The following is a 17,429-nucleotide window of genomic DNA, read 5'->3' on the forward strand; positions in this document are numbered from 1 at the left end:
CATGTCCAAGCCCCTTCCCCCAGCGCAGTCCCTGCCCCCGAGCGATCCGACGCTGACCCATTTCGACGCGCAGGGGCAGGCCCACATGGTCGACGTGTCGGCCAAGGCCGAGACGCATCGCATCGCACGCGCCGCCGGCGTGATCCGCATGCTGCCGGCCACGCTGGCGCTGATCCAGGGCGGCACCGCGAAGAAGGGCGACGTGATCGGCATCGCGCGCATCGCGGCGATCCAGGCCAGCAAGCGCACCGCCGAGCTGATCCCGCTGTGCCACCCGCTGCCGATCACGAAGGTGGCGGTCGATTTCGAGATCGATGCCGCGCAGAACCTGGTGCGCTGCATTGCGCAGGTCGAGACGCTCGGGCGCACCGGCGTCGAGATGGAGGCGCTGACGGCGGTGCAGGTCGGGCTGCTGACGGTCTACGACATGTGCAAGGCCGTCGACCGCGGGATGGTGATGGGGGAGATCCGGGTGCTGGAGAAGCACGGCGGGAAGTCGGGGGATTGGGTGGCGGCTACCTGAAGTCTTCGAAGCTCAGCGGGCGGGTCGGCTGCAGGCATTGGAACGGCAGCGGGGTCGACGCCGCCTTCGGTGCCTCGCAAGGGGCGAAGAACTCGGCCGCCCCCGGGTTGTTGAACTCGCGCAGTCGCTGGGCGACATAGCGGGCGCGGTCGGTGTCGCCGCTTTCTTCGAGCGCCCTGGCCCAGGCCATCATCAGCCGGGTGTCCAGCAGGTAGTGGGTGGAGCGCTTGAAACTGCCCAGTGCCTCGCCGGGATGTTCGGCGATGGTGCCCGCGGCGTAGTCGGCGTGATGGGCGAACAGCCAGCTGCGCTGGCCGTCGGCGATGCGTTCCGACAGCGGTGCCGCATTCTCGGGCGGCGAGAAGATGACCACGACGCGCATGTAGTCGAGCACCGACACGATGGCGCCGACCACCAGCAGGGCCGAGCCGATGGCCAGGGCCGTCGAGATGCGGCGCGCAACGGCAGGCGCCGCAAGCTCACGGGTCTCGCGAATGCCGCCCAGGCAGATGCCGAACGCGAAGGCCATCGGCAGCAGGAAGTAGGCGTACCACAGCGGGTACTCGAGCATGCTGTGGACCGCCATCGTCAGCACCATCACGAGGGCCCCGCGCTGCGTCAGGCCATCGGTCGACGCCGCTCGCCGCGCTGCGACGAACGCCTTCCACAGGGCCCACAGCAGCAACGCCATCACCAGGGTGCCGAGCGGGATGCCGAGTTCGACCAGCAGCTGCAGCGGGAGGTTGTGGGTGTGGTCGAAGAAGGCACCCGGCCTGCCGGGGAAGGGCGTGAGGGTCCACGCGAAGTTGAACTCACCCCAGCCGACGCCGAGCCAGGGGTGCTGCGCGATCAGCGACAGCGCATTGGCCCAGATGCCGAAGCGCGAGCTGGACGGGTCCGAACCGTGGATCTGCGAGTCGCCGGCGAAGGTCTGGACGCCGGCGGTTGCAAGCATCCACGACAGCACGTAGAGGACCGGCATCAGCAACAGTAGGACGCGCGTGAAGCGCGACAGGCCGCGGTCAATCAAGCCCCAGACCGCCAGCAGCACCACACAGACCATGCCCGTGCGAGAGACCGTCAGCACGATCGCGAAGACGAGCGCAGCCATGGCGAACAGCGAGGCCACGCGAGCGATGGCGAGATGAGGATCGCGTGGACGCTCTGCCCAGGCCTCGTGCAGGCACGCCAAGGCCACGAGAGACCAGACGAGCAGACTGCTCAGGTGATTGGGTTGACGCAGGTTGCCGCCGGCCCGCCCGGGCGTGGCGGGGCGTGCGATCCAGTTGCCGTCGGCCCATTGAGGTGCGAAGGACTGGATGATGGCCACGATGAAGCTGAGCAGTCCCGCGATGCAGAGGGCGACGCAGAACGCGTTGAAGACGGGCGCTCTTTGGTCGGGCGACCGTCCGACAAGGAAGCCGACGACCAGCACGACACAGGCAGCCAGGAGCATTCCGGCGGACGACACGACCAGCGGCCACGGCAGTCCATGGGCGGCGGCGGCCAATGCAGCCACGACCAGCATCAGCAGGGCAGCCAAGGTCGCGCGCGCTGGAGCCGACTCGCGCCTGGATTCAGGTTGAAACGCGACGGAGCTTGCCAGCACCAGCGCCAGCGTCCCCCACCCCATCAACGCTGCGGCCTGATTCAAAAGGGTCGCCGACGGCGGAACGTTGAATGCAAGCAGCGCTGGCGCCGCGATGGCCGCGCAACTCAAGACCGTCAACGGAAGCTTGATCGACGGAGAATTGGGGGGGCGGACGGCTTCCAATGGCAAGGCGGCGGAGTGGTCGAGCGCGGATTATGGGGGTCCGGCGCTGTCTAGAAGAATCCGTCGACTGGCAGATAGCCGATGGGCTGTCCATGCGCGGGCTCGAGCAGGATCACCCACGATGCCCTGCGAGACTGAAGCGGAAGAAAGCGCAGCGCCTCGACCGGCACGCCGGCGCGCTCGGCGGCTTTGCCAAGCGGCGCTGCCAGACGCCCATCTCGTTGCACGAGGAGGTCAACGGGCCGAGCGCGGCGCAATGCCTGCGCCGCATGCGGCTCATACGGCTGCCAGTAGCGCGGCACCATCGACAGGTCGATGCCTTTCAGGCCGAGATCGATCGAGCGCAGTTGTTCATCGGGGTCCTGAGGCTTCGGCGCTGCCACCAGTCGTGGGCCGGACAGGGACAGGGTTTGGAACCCCGTTGGCGCCTTCATCAGTTCTTCGGTCTGCACGTCTGCCGCCGAGATGAGGCGGAAGCGGTCGACTTCGAACGACAGCAGCACCGGTCGCGCTTCGTAGATGGAGTTCAGTCCATAGACGAGGGCGCAGATCTGCATCACGGCGATCACACCCAGGTCCCGCACGAGTTCGCCCTTCGGCTTGGCTTTGTTGAACACGACGGCCGTCAGCAGTGGCCCCATCACCACGTCGACCGTCACCACCAGGAAGAACAGCGAAAAGCCGCCAGCCATGTCGTCGAATGGCGACGGGTACCACAAGAGGAAGACGACGGCGCCTGCGGCCAGAGCGACAACTCCGCTGATGGCGAGGTGGAGGCCGCTGGCGACGAGGCGAGAACGAAGGGCAACCATCATGGCGATTCAAGGCTTGGTGAGACGTGCGCCCAATGCGGGGGTGCTGGGGTAAGAGACAGCGGCCAGTTGAGGGTACCGTCGGTCGCGGGTGTCGATCCATGCGCTCCGTCCTTCGTCGCACTGCTGCTGAGTTTGCGTCACGCAAAGCAGTTCGAGACTGTGGCGCGCATCTTCCGGCCTCCCGTTCAAGGCGCTGGCCATTGCGTAGCGGAACAGCACTGGCGGGTATCCGAAACGTTGGGCGATTGAATGCATGTCATCCAGTTCCGCGGCACTCATCCCTGGCCCTGCTTCGTGCCGCGCAAAAGAAAGAAATGCGCTTTGCTGGGTCAACAACAGGAGGTCGGGGGCAGTGCTGGTGACATACCCAGTTCCGATACGGGCGGCTTCAAGACGGAATGTTCGCAGATTCTGCTCTGCTTCCAGATAGTCTCGCCCGATCATGACGCCCAGGCAGCAGCAACCCGCCCAGAGTCCGACGGCGACCCATCGGGGCACGGTGGTCCCTCGGGCGGTCGTGCGCAACCGCTCGTCGAGGCCGCCCATCATGAAACCCACCGGCAAGAGGAAATAGGCGTAATCGAGCGGAAACTCCAGCAGTGAATGCAGGAAGACCATGCCGACCGCGGCGATCAGGTAGGCGCTCTGTGGATCGCGTATGCGGCGCCATCGGCTGGCGAACCACCACGCCAGCGAGCCGAAGATGCCCAGTCCGATGGGGATGCCATTCCAGATCAGCAGGTCCAGCAGCAGGTTGTGGCTGTGTTCGAGTTGCTCCCAGGTCGATGCGTGATCCGTCGCGACGCGCGATTGGGCAACGGCGACCTGATTCCATCCGTAGCCCACCCACGGTTTGCGCGACGCCGCGTCAAGCATTCCTGCCCAATGTGTCGGCCGGGTTCCACCCTGGGCCTGCTCTGCAAGCGGGCGACCATCTGAGAGATGAAGTGCATCGCTGACCGGATTGACGGCGAAGTGCATCGCGACGCCCAGCATCAGCAGCACGAGCAGCGGCGCCGGTCGCGCCCGCACCTCGGCGCGAGCGCGGAAGCTGACGAACCAGACCGTGAGCATGAGTGCCGCCACCCAAGGCGTGCGAGAACGAGTCAAGACGGCGCCGAGCACCAACCACAGGGCGACAACCCACGCGCAACGCCCACCAAGGCGGCCGGTTTGATGCAACGCCAGTGTCCCGACGAATCCCAAGGACAACAGCGTGGCCAGCTGGTTTGGCTGGGCGAGATTGCCCGAAGGGCGACCGTGCGGAGGCATGGCCGTCACCCACCGCCCCAGGTCCGGGACCGTCAGCCATTGCACCAGCTCTGCGCCGACTGACAGGACGCCGGCGAACACGAACGTCAGCCACAGAGCTTCCCATGGAGAGGCGCGGGGCCCCATGGATTCGAATGTTGCGCCGGCAGCCAACGAGAGGCCGAAGCCGGCCATGTAGAGGCCGGCCATCCAGGCATCACCCGCAAACAGGATCAGCCCTGTGAAGGCCTGTACGGCAATCACCCCGACGCAGGCCAAGGCAACGGATGCCAGGAATGGCCAGCACCACCTCTTTGCCCGCACCAGTACCGGGGCGACAAGCAAGGCCATTGCCACTGCGGCGACGGCGTCGGCCTGGAAAGCCGCCCACGGCAGGTAGTGGTCGGGTATCAACCAGGCACAGCCAAGAAAGACCAGAGCCAACCAGGACAGGAGGTGCATGGGAAGGGAAGCCTCAAGACAAAAAGCGGCCGATGGCCGCTTTTTCAGAGAGTGCGAAGTGATCAGCCGCGGCACGAACCCGGCAGGTACGTGGTCGGGACCGGGGCGCCACCGTTGCCGGGACCGCAGGTCCACTTGAAGACTTGGACACCGATGTCAGTAGTACCCATCTGGGCGGTAGCCGACTTGTAGGGGATCAGGTCGATCGTCTTGGCGTCAAGCGCGGTATCGCCCCAAGGGCCAGTAGCCGTCGTGACGGTAACGACACCAATGTTGCTGGTGTGAACGGCAGCAACGTACTTCGAAGTCTGGCTGGTGCTCTCGCAACCCCAGGCATCAGCAGCCGGCAGCGACGAAACCGACGACTGGAACACTTCAGAGATCGTGGTGCGGCAAGCCGAGGCAGCCAGAATCACTTCCGACATCTTGGCCTTCTTCGTGTACTGTTGGTAAGCCGGCAGAGCGACGGCAGCCAAAATACCAATGATCGCAACGACGATCATCAGTTCGATAAGGGTAAAACCTTGTTGAACGCGCTTCATGGTGTAGAGCTCCTGAGATGGGAACGGGTGGGACACGCAAAACAAGATGCAGCCCTCGTGCCAAGCTCAATCCCTAGGTTTGATGTGATTTTCGACCGTTGTTCTGACGCAGCCGGTCACCGCTTGCACCAAATGCCTACCGCGCCCGTTCTGCATTGACCAAAACCGTCACTTCGTTTCTGTAAACGGGATTGCGCAAACGGTTGTCAGATGCATCAGGCCAGCTCGATCATCTGACCCGCCTGCAGCGCAGCGATGCGATGCGGCGTGACCAGGTTGGCAACTTCCTTCATCACCGAGGCCACTTCCCCCGGCTTGATGTGCGTGATGTGAACATCGACCGCGCCCTTCAGCGACGCCAGCTCATGGCTGAGCGCCGCCGGGCACAGGTGGCGGCTGATGCGGGCGAGCTGCCGCTCGTCGTCGCTGAACGCCGTCTCGATCACCAGGTGTTCTATCTTGAGCGACGACAGCCGCTCCCACAGCAGCGGGTTCGGCCCGGTGTCGCCGGTGTAGATCCACCAGCCCTCGGCGCCTTGCAGCCCGAAGCCGACCGCCGGCACGGTGTGCGCCGCGCTCAGCACCTCGAAGGTCTTGCCGCCGAGCACCAGTTGCTGGCCGACCTCGAACGGCCGCAACTGCAGCACCGGTTGCTCGCGGCTCGGCAGCCGCGTGAAGTCGGGCCAGATCACGCCATTGAAGATGTGCTGGCGCAGCGCCTCGAGCGTCTGCGGCAGCGCATGCACCTGGATCGGCGGCCGGCCGGCGGCCATGCGCCGGCGCATCACGCTGTCGGCCAGCAGGCCGATCGATAGGATGTGATCGAGGTGCGAGTGGCTGATCAGGATGTGGTCGATTTGCGCCAGCTCATCGAGCGACAGGTCGCCCACGCCGGTGCCCGCATCAACGAGCACATCGTGTTCAACCAGGAAGGCGGTGGTCCGGCTGCCTGCGGCAATGGCCCCGGAGCACCCGAGGACGCGGATTTTCATGGCGGTGGCAGGAGGCGCGCGACACAGGCACGCCAGCAGGACAGAACGCTGAATGCTGACCGCGACCGCCCGGTGATGCAAGGTGCGAAGCCGCGATTGCGCCCGCCTTGAACACCTCGATACCCGGCATTCGGGATCGACGTGAATTGCTTCACGCCGGCCGGGCTACAGAAAATCTCGTCCGGTGCCGAGCCCGTCAGACCTGCACGAACTGCATCTGCGTGCCGGCGAGTTCGATCACGTCGCCGTTCTTCAGCGGCAGCGTGTCGCTGGCCAGCGGGTTGCCGTTGATCGTCGGGCGCGACGAGCCTTCGACGTGGGCGAACACATAGCCGCCCGGGCGTTTCGTGATCGACGCGACCTGCACGCCGGGCTTGCCGACGGTCGTGACCACCTTGGTCAGCGCGACCTCGCGGCCCGCAGCGGCACCATTGAGCACCTTGATGGTCGCCGGGCTCGACGACGTGCTCAAGCCACCAAAGCCTGAAGCCGGCGCGAGCGTCTGCGCAAAGCCCTGGGCCGAAGGCACCGGCGCGGCGCCGGGCTTCATGATCATCGTCTTCTCGTAATCGGTGCCGTCCTCGACCAGGTACTTGATCTTGTACTTGCCGATCTCGACGGTGTCGTTGTGCGCCAGCAGCTGCTTCTTGACGGCCTTGCCGTTGATGTAGGTGCCGTTGGTGCTGTTCAGGTCTTCGATGAACACGTCGGAGCCGACCATCTGGAGCACCGCGTGCTCGCCGCTGACGGCCAGGTTGTCGATCACGATGTCGTTGTAGGGCCGCCGGCCAAGGGTCGTCTTGTCCTTGGTGATCTGCACTTCCTTGATCACGACCCCGTCGAGCGATACGACCAACTTGCCCATGCTTGACCTCTAGTCTCTCTTGTATGTCTGGGCTCCGAACCAGGACCCCGTGCAATGTGCTGGCAATTTCAGAGCCGGCAGAACTTCAATGCCTGAACGTTTCAACGCCTGAACGGCCACCACGATCGTGGCGCGATGCTCTGGCCCCGTACCCGAACCAGGACCACCGCGATATTATCCTTTCCACCCGCATCATTGGCTGCGTCAATCAGCGCCGCACCTGCCTCGTCCAGCGAGTCGTGCGCCTGCAACACCTGGCCGATGCTCTCATCGTCCAGCATGTCAGACAGCCCGTCGGAGCAGAGTAAGTAGATGTCTCCCGGCATCAGGTCGTGCAGGTGGGTCTCCAGCAGCACGGTGTCTTCGACGCCGACAGCGCGCGTCACCAGGTTCTTGTTGGCGGAGAAAGCGGCCTGTTCCGGCGTGATCAGCCCGGAATCGATCTGTTCCTGCAGCAGCGAATGGTCGTGCGTGATCTGCTGCAGGCGGCCGGCGCGAAAGCGGTAGCCGCGCGAATCGCCGACATGGCCCATCAGCAGCCGGCCGTCGCGGAAGGCGCCGACCACCAGCGTCGTGCCCATGCCGGCGTACTGCGGGTTGGAATTGGCCGCGTTGAAGATCGCCCGGTTCGCGTTGTCGACGCAGATGTCCATCGCGCGGCGCACGTCGGTGTCGGACGCATTGCCCGACGCTTCCTGCAGCCAGCGGCCCAGTTCGGTCTTGATGAACGAGGTGGCCATGCCGCTGGCGACCTCGCCGGCGTTGTAGCCGCCCATGCCGTCGGCCAGCACGACCAGCGCCGAAGCCTCGTGGACGGCGACCGAATCCTCGTTGTTGTTGCGCGCTCGGCCGGTGTCCGTGGCACTGAAGAATTCAAGCGACATGGCGGTGGCGGACACGGGCAGAGTCATCGAACCTTCAAACCAAGGGAGTCAGGAATTGTGCCTTGGATCGGCACGATCGAACTTCACGGTCTCGGTGAATCCGCTGGAATCGGGGGGTGGCGATCCTACGTCCGGCGGCGGCGCCAGCGCGGCGGCGTCCATCAGCGACGCGATCTGCCGCAGGTCGGACGCCATCTGCCGGCCGTCGGCATAACGCACCTCGGGCCGCTTCTCGACCGCGAGCGTGACCACGTCGGCCAGCATCTCCGGCAGTTCCGGGCGCAGCGTGCGCACGTCGGGCGCCGGCTCGTTGGCGATCTGGTGCATCAGCGTGGCCATCGAGTCCGAGCGGTGCGGCAGCAGCCCGGTGAGCAGCTGGAACAGCATCACGCCCAGCGAATACAGGTCGCTGCGCCCGTCGACGCGCAGGCCGGCCATCTGCTCGGGCGACATGAACGACGGCGTCCCGAGGACCATGCCGGTGCGCGTGCGGCTCGAGTCGGAAATCCGCGCGATGCCGAAATCGGTGACCTTCACCAGGTCGCGCGACAGGTCGACCATCACGTTGGCCGGCTTGATGTCGCGGTGCACCACGCCCTGGCTGTGCGCATAGGCGAGCGCCTCGGCCACGCGCGCGACGACGCGCAGCACTTGCGGCACCGGCAGCAGCCGCCCCGGCTGGCTGTGGCGCTGCAGGTCTTCGCCCTTCAGGTACTCCATCGCGATGTAGGCGAGGTCCTGGTCTTCACCCGCGTCGTAGATCGTCACGATGTCGGGGTGCTGCAATCGCCCTGCCGTCTCGGCCTCGCGGAAGAAGCGGCGCCGCGCCTCGTCCAGCTCGTCGCCGGCGAATTCCTGGCTCAGCGCCATCGTCTTGATCGCGACCATGCGGCCGATCTTGCTGTCGCGGCCGAGGTAGACCGCGCCCATCGCGCCCCGGCCGATTTCGCGCTCGACCCGGTAGCGGCCGAGCATGCTGCCTTCGGCGCCCGAGCGAGACAGTGCCGCGACGGCGTCGGCAGGCGGCAGTGCAGAAGGTTCCGGCTCCGGCAGCACGCGACGGCCATCCAATCCGCGCTCGAATCCGAAATGCCCGGTCAGCAGCGCGGCCACCGGCAGCAGCCACGGGACCCACACCGAAGCCGACAGCAGGCCCCACGCGATCAGGATCTGGGCCACCGCCAATGCGCCGCTGGCGAGGCGACCGCGGCCGGCATCGAGCCGCGGCAATACCAGCAACACGTGCGCGATCACCGCGGCCAGCAGCAAGGCGACGGCGGCCACCGTCGACGCGGCGTTGAATGAGGAATCTGGAGGAACGAGGCCGCCGCTGAACATGGAGCGGGCACCATATCACAGGCCCACAGGCTCACGGCCTCACGGCCGCGCAGCCCGCCCCGCCGTCACTCCGTCGCGCCGCCCTTCGCCGCCTTGCCGCGCTTCTGCAGCCACAGGCCCACGACGACCACCAGCACCGCGCAGATCCCACCGACGATGAAGTCGGCTTCCGGCACGTTGGCGTGGAACCAGTCGCGGCTGAAGGGGTCGCTGACGAACATCTCGCCGGCCAGGAAGCCCAGCAGCGCCGCGCCCAGCGTGATGATGATCGGGAAGCGGTCCATGATCTTCATCAGCAGCGTGCTGCCGGCGATGATCAGCGGGATCGACAGCGCGAGGCCGACGATCAGCAGCGTCAGCCGCGCTCCTTCCGGCGCCCGGTCGGCCGCACCGGCCACGGCCAGCACGTTGTCGACGCTCATCACCAGGTCGGCCACCAGGATCGTGCGGATCGCCGCACCCATCGTGCCGTGCGACTTGACCTCGCCGTCGCCTTCCGAGTCGACCAGCAATTGCACGCCGATCCACAGCAGCAGCACGCCGCCGATCACCTTCAGGTAGGGCAGCTGCAGCAGCTGCACCGCGACGATGGTCAGCACGATCCGCATCACGATCGCGGCGGCGCTGCCCCAGAAGATGGCCTTCTTCTGCTGGTGCGGCGGCAACGAGCGGGCAGCCATCGCGATGACCACGGCGTTGTCGCCCGACAGCAGGATGTTGGCGGCGATGATGGCGCCGAAGGCGCCCCACAGGGCTCCTGACGTGAAGTCCATGGGTGTGGATCCTGTTGGTTGTGTTGTTGCGGAGAAAGGCGGGATTGTCTTTCAGACGACCGGCACCCGGCTTCTGTAGTTTCCACAGGAGCCGGGCGTCCTCTCATAAAAAAAGGCCGCCTGCGAAGGCGGCCCCTTGGGCGACGAGCCGGTGCTTGCTCTTACTTAGAGCAGGCCCTTCAGCAGCTTGCCCATCTCCGACGGGTTGCGCGTCACGGTGAAGCCACAGGCTTCCATGATCTCCAGCTTGGCATCGGCCGTGTCGGCGCCGCCCGAGATCAGCGCGCCGGCGTGGCCCATGCGCTTGCCGGGGGGCGCGGTGACGCCGGCGATGAAGCCGACGATCGGCTTCTTCATGTGGTCCTTGCACCAGCGGGCCGCGTCGGCCTCGTCCGGGCCGCCGATCTCGCCGATCATGATGACGGCATCGGTCTCGGGATCGTCGTTGAACATGCGCATCACGTCGATGTGCTTCAGCCCGTTGATCGGGTCGCCACCGATGCCGACGGCGCTCGACTGGCCGAGGCCGATCTCGGTCAGCTGGGCCACCGCTTCATACGTCAGCGTGCCCGAGCGCGAGACCACGCCGATGCGGCCGCGGCGGTGGATGTGACCCGGCATGATGCCGATCTTGATTTCGTCGGGCGTGATCAGGCCGGGGCAGTTCGGGCCCAGCAGCAGCGTCTGCTTGCCGCCCTTGGCTTCCTTCTGCTTCATCTTGTTGCGCACTTCCAGCATGTCCTTCACGGGGATGCCTTCGGTGATGCAGATGGCCAGGTCGAGGTCGGCCTCGACGGCTTCCCAGATGGCCGCGGCGGCGCCGGCCGGCGGCACGTAGATCACGCTGACGGTGGCGCCGGTGCTGGCGGCCGCGTCCTTGACGTTCGCGAAGATCGGGATGCCTTCGAAGTCTTCGCCGGCCTTCTTCGGGTTCACGCCGGCGACGAAGCAGTTCTTGCCGTTCGCGTAGTCACGGCACATGCGGGTGTGGAACTGGCCCGTCTTGCCGGTGATGCCCTGCGTGATGACCTTGGTGTCTTTGTTGATCAGAATGCTCATGGAATTTCCTTGGGGGGTCGTCGCGCGGAGGCTCAGGCCTTCAGGGGGGCCTTCAGGGCACCCATGACCTTCTGGGCCGCTTCGGCCATCGAGTCGGCGCTGATGATGGGCAGGCCGCTGTCGGCCAGCATCTTCTTGCCGAGGTCTTCGTTCGTGCCCTTCATGCGCACGACCAGCGGCACCGACAGGTTGACCGCCTTGCACGCGGCGATGACGCCTTCGGCGATGGTGTCGCAGCGCATGATGCCGCCGAAGATATTGACGAGGATCGCCTTCACCTTGGGATTCTTCAGCATGATCTTGAAGGCCTCGGTGACCTTCTCGGCCGTGGCGCCGCCGCCGACGTCCAGGAAGTTGGCCGGCTCGCCGCCGAACAGCTTGATGGTGTCCATCGTCGCCATCGCGAGGCCCGCACCGTTGACCAGGCAGCCGATGTTGCCGTCCAGCTGGATGTAGGCGAGGTCGAACTTGCTGGCTTCGATCTCGGCCGGGTCTTCTTCATCGAGGTCGCGGTAGGCGACGATCTCGGGGTGGCGGAACAGCGCGTTCGAGTCGAAGTTGAACTTCGCGTCGAGCGCCTTGATGCTGCCGTTGCCTTCGAGGATCAGCGGGTTGATCTCGGCCAGCGACGCGTCGGTGCTCATGTAGCAGCCGTACAGCTTCTTGAAGACGTCGACCGCCTGCGCCTGCGAGGCGTCGGGCACGCCGATGCCCTTGGCGAGTTCGTAGCCTTGCGCGTCGGTCATGCCGATCAGCGGGTCGATGAAGACCTTCAGGATCTTCTCGGGCGTGTTGTGGGCCACCTCTTCGATGTCCATGCCGCCCTCGCTGCTGGCCATCATCGCGACCTTCTGCGTCGCGCGGTCGGTGACGGCGGCAACGTAGTACTCCTTCTTGATGTCGGCGCCTTCCTCGATCAGCAGGCGACGCACCTTCTGGCCTTCGGGGCCGGTCTGGTGGGTCTTCAACTGCATGCCGAGGATTTCGCCGGACAGCTTCTTCACGTCGTCGAGCGAGCGGGCGAGCTTCACGCCGCCGCCCTTGCCGCGACCGCCGGCATGGATCTGCGCCTTCACGACCCAGACCGGGCCGCCCAGCTTCTGGGCTGCCTCGGAGGCTTCCAGCACGCTGAATGCCGGGTAGCCCTTCGGGACCGGGACACCGGCCTGGCGCAGGATTTCCTTGCCTTGGTACTCATGGATTTTCATCGCGGACTCTCTCGCTCAGTTTCTAAAGATATTCAACGGGCAGGCCCGTCGATGGGAGTGCCTGGCACAGGCAACGCTCGGTACCAGCGGGGGTAGAAGGTGCGCACCGCCGGGCCGTCGGTGCGCAGGGCGTGGCAGCGGTCGAGCTGGAACGGCTGGCGGCCGGACGCATTGTCCTCCCGCGTGTCCAGCACTTCGCCGGCAAAGGCCTGCACGACCGCGGTCGGCAGCACCTGGGTCATTTCCGTCAGATGGGTGCAGCCCAGCACGCCGCCGAGCCGTTCGCGCACCGCGGCGCGGAAACCCTGCAGCAGGTTCAGGCCGACCAGCGCGCCGTAGGCATCGCCGAGGTCGTCGCAGTGGCCGGGGTACGGCATCCAGCGGGTTTCGGAGCCGGCCTCGAGGATATTGAAGGCCTCGTCGACCACCAGCCGCAGCAGCATGTCGTGGATCGGGTCGCCGGCATGGCGGACCTGGCCGGCCAGCGTGGCGTCGCGGGTCTTGATGTCGCTGAGGTGGGCATCCACTTCCCACAGGCCGTTGCCACGCGCATAGACGCGCACGTCGATGCTGCGTCGATGCTTGAGCTGACGCTCGGGCGCGGCGGTGGGCAAGGCCATCAGGTTGGGTTTCAGGGTGGTTACAGCCGCGGACGAGCCGGAAGGCTTCGGTCCGCGCGGCCCCTAGGGCAAACCCCCGAAATGTAGCATCCCGCACCGCAGCAAGCGGCCACGCGGGCCGTCAAACCGGTGCGAATGCCTGCGTTTTGCCTGCCGGTTGCTTGCCGAGGATGATCATGCCGAGCACCTCGTCCTCGGTGACGTCGGCGGTTCGGTAGGTGCCCACCAGCTTGCCGTTCTTCATCACCGCGAGCCGGTCGCTGAGCTCGAACACGTCGGGCATGTCGTGGCTGATCAGGAAGATGCCGACGCCTTCGGACTTCAGCTGGCGCACCAGGTTGCCCACCATGCGCGTCTCCTCGGGCCCGAGCGCGGCGCAGGGTTCGTCCATCACCAGGATGCGTGCATTGAAGTAGATCGCCCGCGAGATCGCGACCACCTGCCGCTGCCCGCCCGACAGCCGGCGCACCGGCGTGCGGATGTTGGTGAAGTTCTTGTTCAGGCGCTGGAAGACCTGCCTCGCCTGCACCTCCATGAAGTGGTCGTCCAGCGTGCGCCACGGCGTGAGCTTCTCGCGGCCGAGGAAGAGGTTGGCCACCGAATCGAGGTTGTCGGCGAGCGCGAGCGTCTGGTAGATCGTCTCGATGCCGTGCGACTGCGCCTCGGCCGGCGTGCGGATGTGCACCTTCTGCCCGCCGATGCGGGTCTCGCCGCTGTCGATCGGGTAGGCGCCGGCCAGCATCTTCATCAGCGTCGACTTGCCGGCGCCGTTGTGGCCGAGCAGCGCGACCACCTCGCCGGGAAAGAGGTTCAGGTTGACGCCCTCGACGGCGCGCACGCCGCCGAAGGCCTTGTGGATGTCGACCAGTTCGACGAGGGGTTCCACCGAAGTTTGCACGGTCAGCTTTCCTGGATGTAGCGGCGGTACAGCACGTCGAACACGACGGCGACGATCAGCACCTGGCCGATGATCACCATGCGCTTGCCGATCGGCACGTCGAGCAGCAGCATGCCGCTGTCGAGCGATTGCATGATCAGCGCGCCCAGCACCGAGCCGAGGATCGAGCCGCTGCCGCCGGACAGCGCCGTGCCGCCGATGACGGCGGCGGCGATCACGTAGAGCTCCATGCCGCTGCCCAGCGAGTTGGTGCCGGCGTTCAGCCGGGCCACCGACACGATGGCGGCCACCGTGATCAGCACGCCCAGCAGCGCGAACAGCATCAGCGTGACGCGCCGCACCGGAATGCCGACCAGCGCGGCCGCGTCCGGGTTGCCGCCCATCGCGAACACGTAGCGGCCGAAGCGGGTGCGGTGCACGATGAACGACAGGCTGCACGCCACCACGCCCCAGATCAGCACCGGCACCGGGATGCCTTGCGCCTCGGTCTTCGACGAGATCCGGTAGGCCGACATCAGCGCGACGAAGCCGAGCAGCAGCGCGATCGTCAGCCCGGCCAGCAGCCCGTCGACCCACAGCGGCTGCTGCGCCATGCCGTGCCGCTGCTTCGCGCGCCGGCGCAGCAGCATGCGCACGACCAAAGCCGCGCTCAGCAAGCCGCCCAGCACCCAGCTCGGGCCGACGCCGATCGCGCCGTCGTAGCCGCCACCGAGGTTGACGAAGAAGTCGTCGCTGACCGGCTGCGTCTTGCCGTCGGCCACCAGGAAGGCCGCGCCGCGGAACGACATCAGCCCGCCCAGCGTCACGACGAACGACGGCACGCCGAGCACCGCCGTCAGCCCGCCCTGGTACACCGACACCAGCAGCGCCACCGCGAGGCCGGCCAGGCACGAGGCCTGCCACGACCAGCCGGCGGTGTACTGGAGGTAGGCGATCAGCACGCCGACGAAGCCCATCGTCGAGCCGACCGACAGGTCGATGTGGCGCGCGACGATCACCAGCACCATCACCGTCGAGACGATGCCCACCACCGCCGTCTGCTGCGCGATGTTGTAGAGGTTCTCCGGCGACAGGAAGATGCCGCCGGACATCGCGTGGAACACCACGGACATCACGGCGAGCACCAGCCCCATCAGCACCAGCCGCCAGTCCACGGCGGCACGGCGCAACGGCTCCAGCAATGGACTCACTTGCAGGCCGAGGGCACCTTGTCGCCCGTCACGCCCTTGCACAGCTCGTCCTTCTTGATCCAGCCGGCCTTGACGACGACGTCGAGGTTGTCCCGCGTGATCGCGACCGGCGCCAGGAAGCGCGACTGCAGCGCGATCTTCTTCTCGCCGCCGTTCCAGCTGACGGCCTTCTCGGGCGACTTGCCGCCGCCGAGCGCCACCGCCGCGCTGGCCGCTTCACGGCCCAGGTCGCGTGCGTCTTTCCAGACCGACACCGTCTGCGAGCCGGCGGCCACGCGGTTCAGCGCGGCGAAGTCGCCGTCCTGGCCCGACACCGGGATGCCCTTGATGCCCTTGCTGGTGAGCGCTGCCACCACGCCGCCGGCGGTGCCGTCGTTCGAAGCGACGACCGCGTCGATCTTGCCGCCGTTCTTCGTGATGATCTGCTCCATGTTCTTCTGCGCGACCTCGGGCTTCCAGCCGTCGGTGTACTCCTCGCCGACGATCTTGATGTCGCCCTTCTTGACGGCCGCGTCGATCACCTCCTGCTGGCCTTCGCGCAGGAAGTTCGCGTTCGGGTCGGTCGGCGAGCCCTTGATCATCACGTAGTTGCCCTTGGGCTGGGCCTTGAAGACGGCGCGCGCCTGCAGGCGGCCGACCTCCTTGTTGTCGAAGGTGATGTAGAAGACGCCCGGCGCCTCGATCAGGCGGTCGTAGGCCACCACCGGCACCTTCTGCTTCGCGGCCTTGTTGACGGCCGGCAGGATCGCGTCCTTGTCCATCGCCAGCACGATCAGCACCTTGGCGCCCTTGGACATCAGGCCCTCGATGTCGGCCAACTGCTTCTCGGGCGAGCCGCCGGCATCGGCGCTCACGTACTTGGCGCCAAGCTTCTCGAGCTGGGCCTTGATGGCGGCCTCATCGGTCTTCCAGCGCTCTTCCTGGAAGTTCGACCAGCTGACGCCGACGGTGAGTTGCGCCTGCGCGGCGCTGCTGAGGCCGCCGAAAGTGAGCGCGAAGGCGACGGCGCCCAGGGTGTGCTTGATCTGCATGTCTCTCTCCTGTCTTGTGGGGTGCATCACTTCGGTCCTCGGCGGGCGCAAGTTCGACCACGCCGACATAGTTTGAGTGACGAACGAAATGTTGCTTCAAACCGTTTCGGCGTCATCGGGACAAGCCCTGATGCATGAAAAAAGGGCCCCGCGGGGCCCTCGAAAAGGAGTCGTCAGTCGGTCTTGCCATCTGAAAACAAGTTCACCGAAGTACCTCGGCGCCCGCGCGTGCCTCGCTTCGCAGCGGCGGGCGCGTTCGGCACTTCGCTGTCAGGCTCAGAACCAGATTTCGACCTGAGCACCATAGGAGGTGCCCGTGTCCTTGCCGTCGCCGATGCCGGTGACGCCGTTGGCGCCACTGGCGGTGTTGGCCGCCAGGTTCCACTTGGCGTGCGTGACGTACAGGCGCAGTTCCGGACGGTTCCAGAAGCCCGGGCCGGTCGACAGCGTCGGCGCGAACGTGACCTTCGCCAGCTTCTGCGTCTCGCCGCCGTCAGGCTTGCGCTGCACATACGCCGCTTCGCCCACCAGCTTGAAGTTCTTCGTCAGCGCATACGAGCCACGACCGCCCACCGACACCGAGTTCACCTTGGTCGTCTCGCCCGCCGGTGCGTCCAGCTTGTCCTGCTGGAACATCAGCATGCCCTGGCCGCCGAACGCGCCGATCTGCCACGTCGGGCTTTCCACGATCCGCCAGCTCTTCGCGTTCGAGCTCGCCGCCAGGTTGCCGAAGCCACCGTCCAGCCCCGCCGCGCCCTGCGCGTACTGCACCCACAGCGTGTTGCCTCCACCCAGGCCGAACAGGTTCTCCTGGTTGTGCTGCAGCGACAGCCCGCCGCCGCTCGTGCCGCCGGTGAAGTCCCCGCGCACGAACGTGCCCGTCACGCGCAGCTTGCCGCCCGGGTTCACCGCGAACTCCGAGAAGTCCAGGTTGAACCGCGAGCCCGGCTTGGTCGAGTTGTCCCCGTCGGTGCGGAACGCCGCCACCGCCAGCTTGCCGCTGCCCACGCTGATGCTGTCCACGCCCGCGCCCACGCCCGACAGGTTCACGAAGAACGTGTCGACGATGTGCACGTCAGCGCGGCCGTAGAAGCGCTTGCCGATCCAGAAGTTGCCTTCGGGCAGGATGTCGAAGCCCTTGCCTTCCACGTAGATCTGGTTGATGCCCAGCTTGCTGTGGTCCAGCGACTGGTTCTTCGCGTCC

At 66.3% G+C, this 17,429-nt stretch carries 17 protein-coding genes; 1 reads left to right on the forward strand and 16 read right to left on the reverse strand.

The window, feature by feature from the left end:
- The first annotated feature begins 1 nt into the window (after window position 1).
- On the forward strand, window positions 2-523 hold the full coding sequence (gene moaC, locus BUE42_RS11295) for a cyclic pyranopterin monophosphate synthase MoaC (RefSeq protein ID WP_073465228.1): 522 nt from the start codon (window positions 2-4) through the stop codon (window positions 521-523).
- Here moaC and BUE42_RS11300 read toward each other — a convergent pair.
- The 16 genes from BUE42_RS11300 to BUE42_RS11375 form a co-directional block, all read right to left on the reverse strand.
- Window positions 516-2,303 carry a PglL family O-oligosaccharyltransferase gene (locus tag BUE42_RS11300; protein WP_235002259.1) on the reverse strand — a complete coding sequence of 596 codons (1,788 nt, stop codon included), beginning with the start codon at window positions 2,301-2,303 and terminating at the stop codon, window positions 516-518. The two genes, moaC and BUE42_RS11300, sit on opposite strands and share 8 nt — an antisense overlap.
- Before the next feature lie 44 nt (window positions 2,304-2,347).
- Window positions 2,348-3,112: a TfpX/TfpZ family type IV pilin accessory protein gene (gene tfpZ, locus BUE42_RS11305; protein ID WP_143171435.1), complete on the reverse strand. Its 765-nt coding sequence runs from the start codon at window positions 3,110-3,112 to the stop codon at window positions 2,348-2,350.
- 6 nt (window positions 3,113-3,118) lie between these two features.
- Window positions 3,119-4,825 carry a PglL family O-oligosaccharyltransferase gene (locus BUE42_RS11310; protein WP_073465197.1) on the reverse strand — a complete coding sequence of 569 codons (1,707 nt, stop codon included), beginning with the start codon at window positions 4,823-4,825 and terminating at the stop codon, window positions 3,119-3,121.
- A 62-nt stretch (window positions 4,826-4,887) separates the two neighbouring features.
- Window positions 4,888-5,367, reverse strand: coding sequence for a pilin (locus tag BUE42_RS11315; protein ID WP_073465230.1), 480 nt, complete (start codon window positions 5,365-5,367; stop codon window positions 4,888-4,890).
- A 215-nt stretch (window positions 5,368-5,582) separates the two neighbouring features.
- Entirely contained in the window at window positions 5,583-6,359 is a 777-nt protein-coding gene (locus BUE42_RS11320; RefSeq protein ID WP_073465198.1) for an MBL fold metallo-hydrolase, read from the reverse strand.
- Window positions 6,360-6,555: 196 nt separating this feature from the next.
- A complete protein-coding gene (locus BUE42_RS11325) occupies window positions 6,556-7,224 on the reverse strand; it encodes an FHA domain-containing protein (RefSeq protein WP_073465199.1) in 669 nt (222 codons plus the stop codon).
- Window positions 7,225-7,325: 101 nt separating this feature from the next.
- Window positions 7,326-8,108 (reverse strand): Stp1/IreP family PP2C-type Ser/Thr phosphatase, encoded by a 783-nt coding sequence (locus BUE42_RS11330; RefSeq protein ID WP_047501166.1) that lies wholly within the window; start codon window positions 8,106-8,108, stop codon window positions 7,326-7,328.
- 48 nt (window positions 8,109-8,156) lie between these two features.
- Entirely contained in the window at window positions 8,157-9,446 is a 1,290-nt protein-coding gene (locus BUE42_RS34270; protein ID WP_083614069.1) for a serine/threonine-protein kinase, read from the reverse strand.
- A 65-nt stretch (window positions 9,447-9,511) separates the two neighbouring features.
- Entirely contained in the window at window positions 9,512-10,219 is a 708-nt protein-coding gene (locus BUE42_RS11340) for a TerC family protein (RefSeq protein ID WP_073465200.1), read from the reverse strand.
- Between the two features lie 165 nt (window positions 10,220-10,384).
- Entirely contained in the window at window positions 10,385-11,278 is an 894-nt protein-coding gene (gene sucD, locus BUE42_RS11345; RefSeq protein WP_056812764.1) for a succinate--CoA ligase subunit alpha, read from the reverse strand.
- Window positions 11,279-11,310: 32 nt separating this feature from the next.
- A complete protein-coding gene (gene sucC, locus BUE42_RS11350; RefSeq protein ID WP_073465201.1) occupies window positions 11,311-12,486 on the reverse strand; it encodes an ADP-forming succinate--CoA ligase subunit beta in 1,176 nt (391 codons plus the stop codon).
- Window positions 12,487-12,518: 32 nt separating this feature from the next.
- A complete protein-coding gene (locus BUE42_RS11355; RefSeq protein ID WP_073465202.1) occupies window positions 12,519-13,106 on the reverse strand; it encodes a DUF2889 domain-containing protein in 588 nt (195 codons plus the stop codon).
- Between the two features lie 121 nt (window positions 13,107-13,227).
- The gene (locus BUE42_RS11360; protein ID WP_073465232.1) at window positions 13,228-14,010 is read right to left on the reverse strand and encodes an ATP-binding cassette domain-containing protein; all 783 of its coding nucleotides are present in this window, start codon (window positions 14,008-14,010) and stop codon (window positions 13,228-13,230) included.
- Window positions 14,007-15,137 (reverse strand): sugar ABC transporter permease, encoded by a 1,131-nt coding sequence (locus BUE42_RS11365; RefSeq protein ID WP_073465231.1) that lies wholly within the window; start codon window positions 15,135-15,137, stop codon window positions 14,007-14,009. The genes BUE42_RS11360 and BUE42_RS11365 overlap by 4 nt, the downstream gene beginning before the upstream one ends.
- 53 nt (window positions 15,138-15,190) lie before the next feature.
- Entirely contained in the window at window positions 15,191-16,225 is a 1,035-nt protein-coding gene (gene xylF, locus BUE42_RS11370) for a D-xylose ABC transporter substrate-binding protein (RefSeq protein WP_073465203.1), read from the reverse strand.
- 276 nt (window positions 16,226-16,501) lie between these two features.
- A partial coding sequence (locus BUE42_RS11375) for a carbohydrate porin (protein ID WP_073465204.1) occupies window positions 16,502-17,429 on the reverse strand: 928 nt, incomplete at its 5' end.

The organism is Rhizobacter sp. OV335 (genome assembly GCF_900142965.1).
GTDB lineage: Bacteria > Pseudomonadota > Gammaproteobacteria > Burkholderiales > Burkholderiaceae_C > Rhizobacter.

Bases quoted from the DNA above. Each gene is read 5' to 3' on its own strand.
- moaC (WP_073465228.1), top strand. From the start codon at position 2: ATGTCCAAGCCCCTTCCCCCAGCGCAGTCCCTGCCCCCGAGCGATCCG.
- tfpZ (WP_143171435.1), bottom strand. From the start codon at position 3,112: ATGATGGTTGCCCTTCGTTCTCGCCTCGTCGCCAGCGGCCTCCACCTC.
- BUE42_RS11310 (WP_073465197.1), bottom strand. From the start codon at position 4,825: ATGCACCTCCTGTCCTGGTTGGCTCTGGTCTTTCTTGGCTGTGCCTGG.
- BUE42_RS11315 (WP_073465230.1), bottom strand. From the start codon at position 5,367: ATGAAGCGCGTTCAACAAGGTTTTACCCTTATCGAACTGATGATCGTC.
- BUE42_RS11320 (WP_073465198.1), bottom strand. From the start codon at position 6,359: ATGAAAATCCGCGTCCTCGGGTGCTCCGGGGCCATTGCCGCAGGCAGC.
- BUE42_RS11325 (WP_073465199.1), bottom strand. From the start codon at position 7,224: ATGGGCAAGTTGGTCGTATCGCTCGACGGGGTCGTGATCAAGGAAGTG.
- BUE42_RS11330 (WP_047501166.1), bottom strand. From the start codon at position 8,108: ATGTCGCTTGAATTCTTCAGTGCCACGGACACCGGCCGAGCGCGCAAC.
- BUE42_RS34270 (WP_083614069.1), bottom strand. From the start codon at position 9,446: ATGTTCAGCGGCGGCCTCGTTCCTCCAGATTCCTCATTCAACGCCGCG.
- BUE42_RS11340 (WP_073465200.1), bottom strand. From the start codon at position 10,219: ATGGACTTCACGTCAGGAGCCCTGTGGGGCGCCTTCGGCGCCATCATC.
- sucD (WP_056812764.1), bottom strand. From the start codon at position 11,278: ATGAGCATTCTGATCAACAAAGACACCAAGGTCATCACGCAGGGCATC.
- sucC (WP_073465201.1), bottom strand. From the start codon at position 12,486: ATGAAAATCCATGAGTACCAAGGCAAGGAAATCCTGCGCCAGGCCGGT.
- BUE42_RS11355 (WP_073465202.1), bottom strand. From the start codon at position 13,106: ATGGCCTTGCCCACCGCCGCGCCCGAGCGTCAGCTCAAGCATCGACGC.
- BUE42_RS11365 (WP_073465231.1), bottom strand. From the start codon at position 15,137: ATGGGGCTGGTGCTCGCCGTGATGTCCGTGGTGTTCCACGCGATGTCC.
- xylF (WP_073465203.1), bottom strand. From the start codon at position 16,225: ATGCAGATCAAGCACACCCTGGGCGCCGTCGCCTTCGCGCTCACTTTC.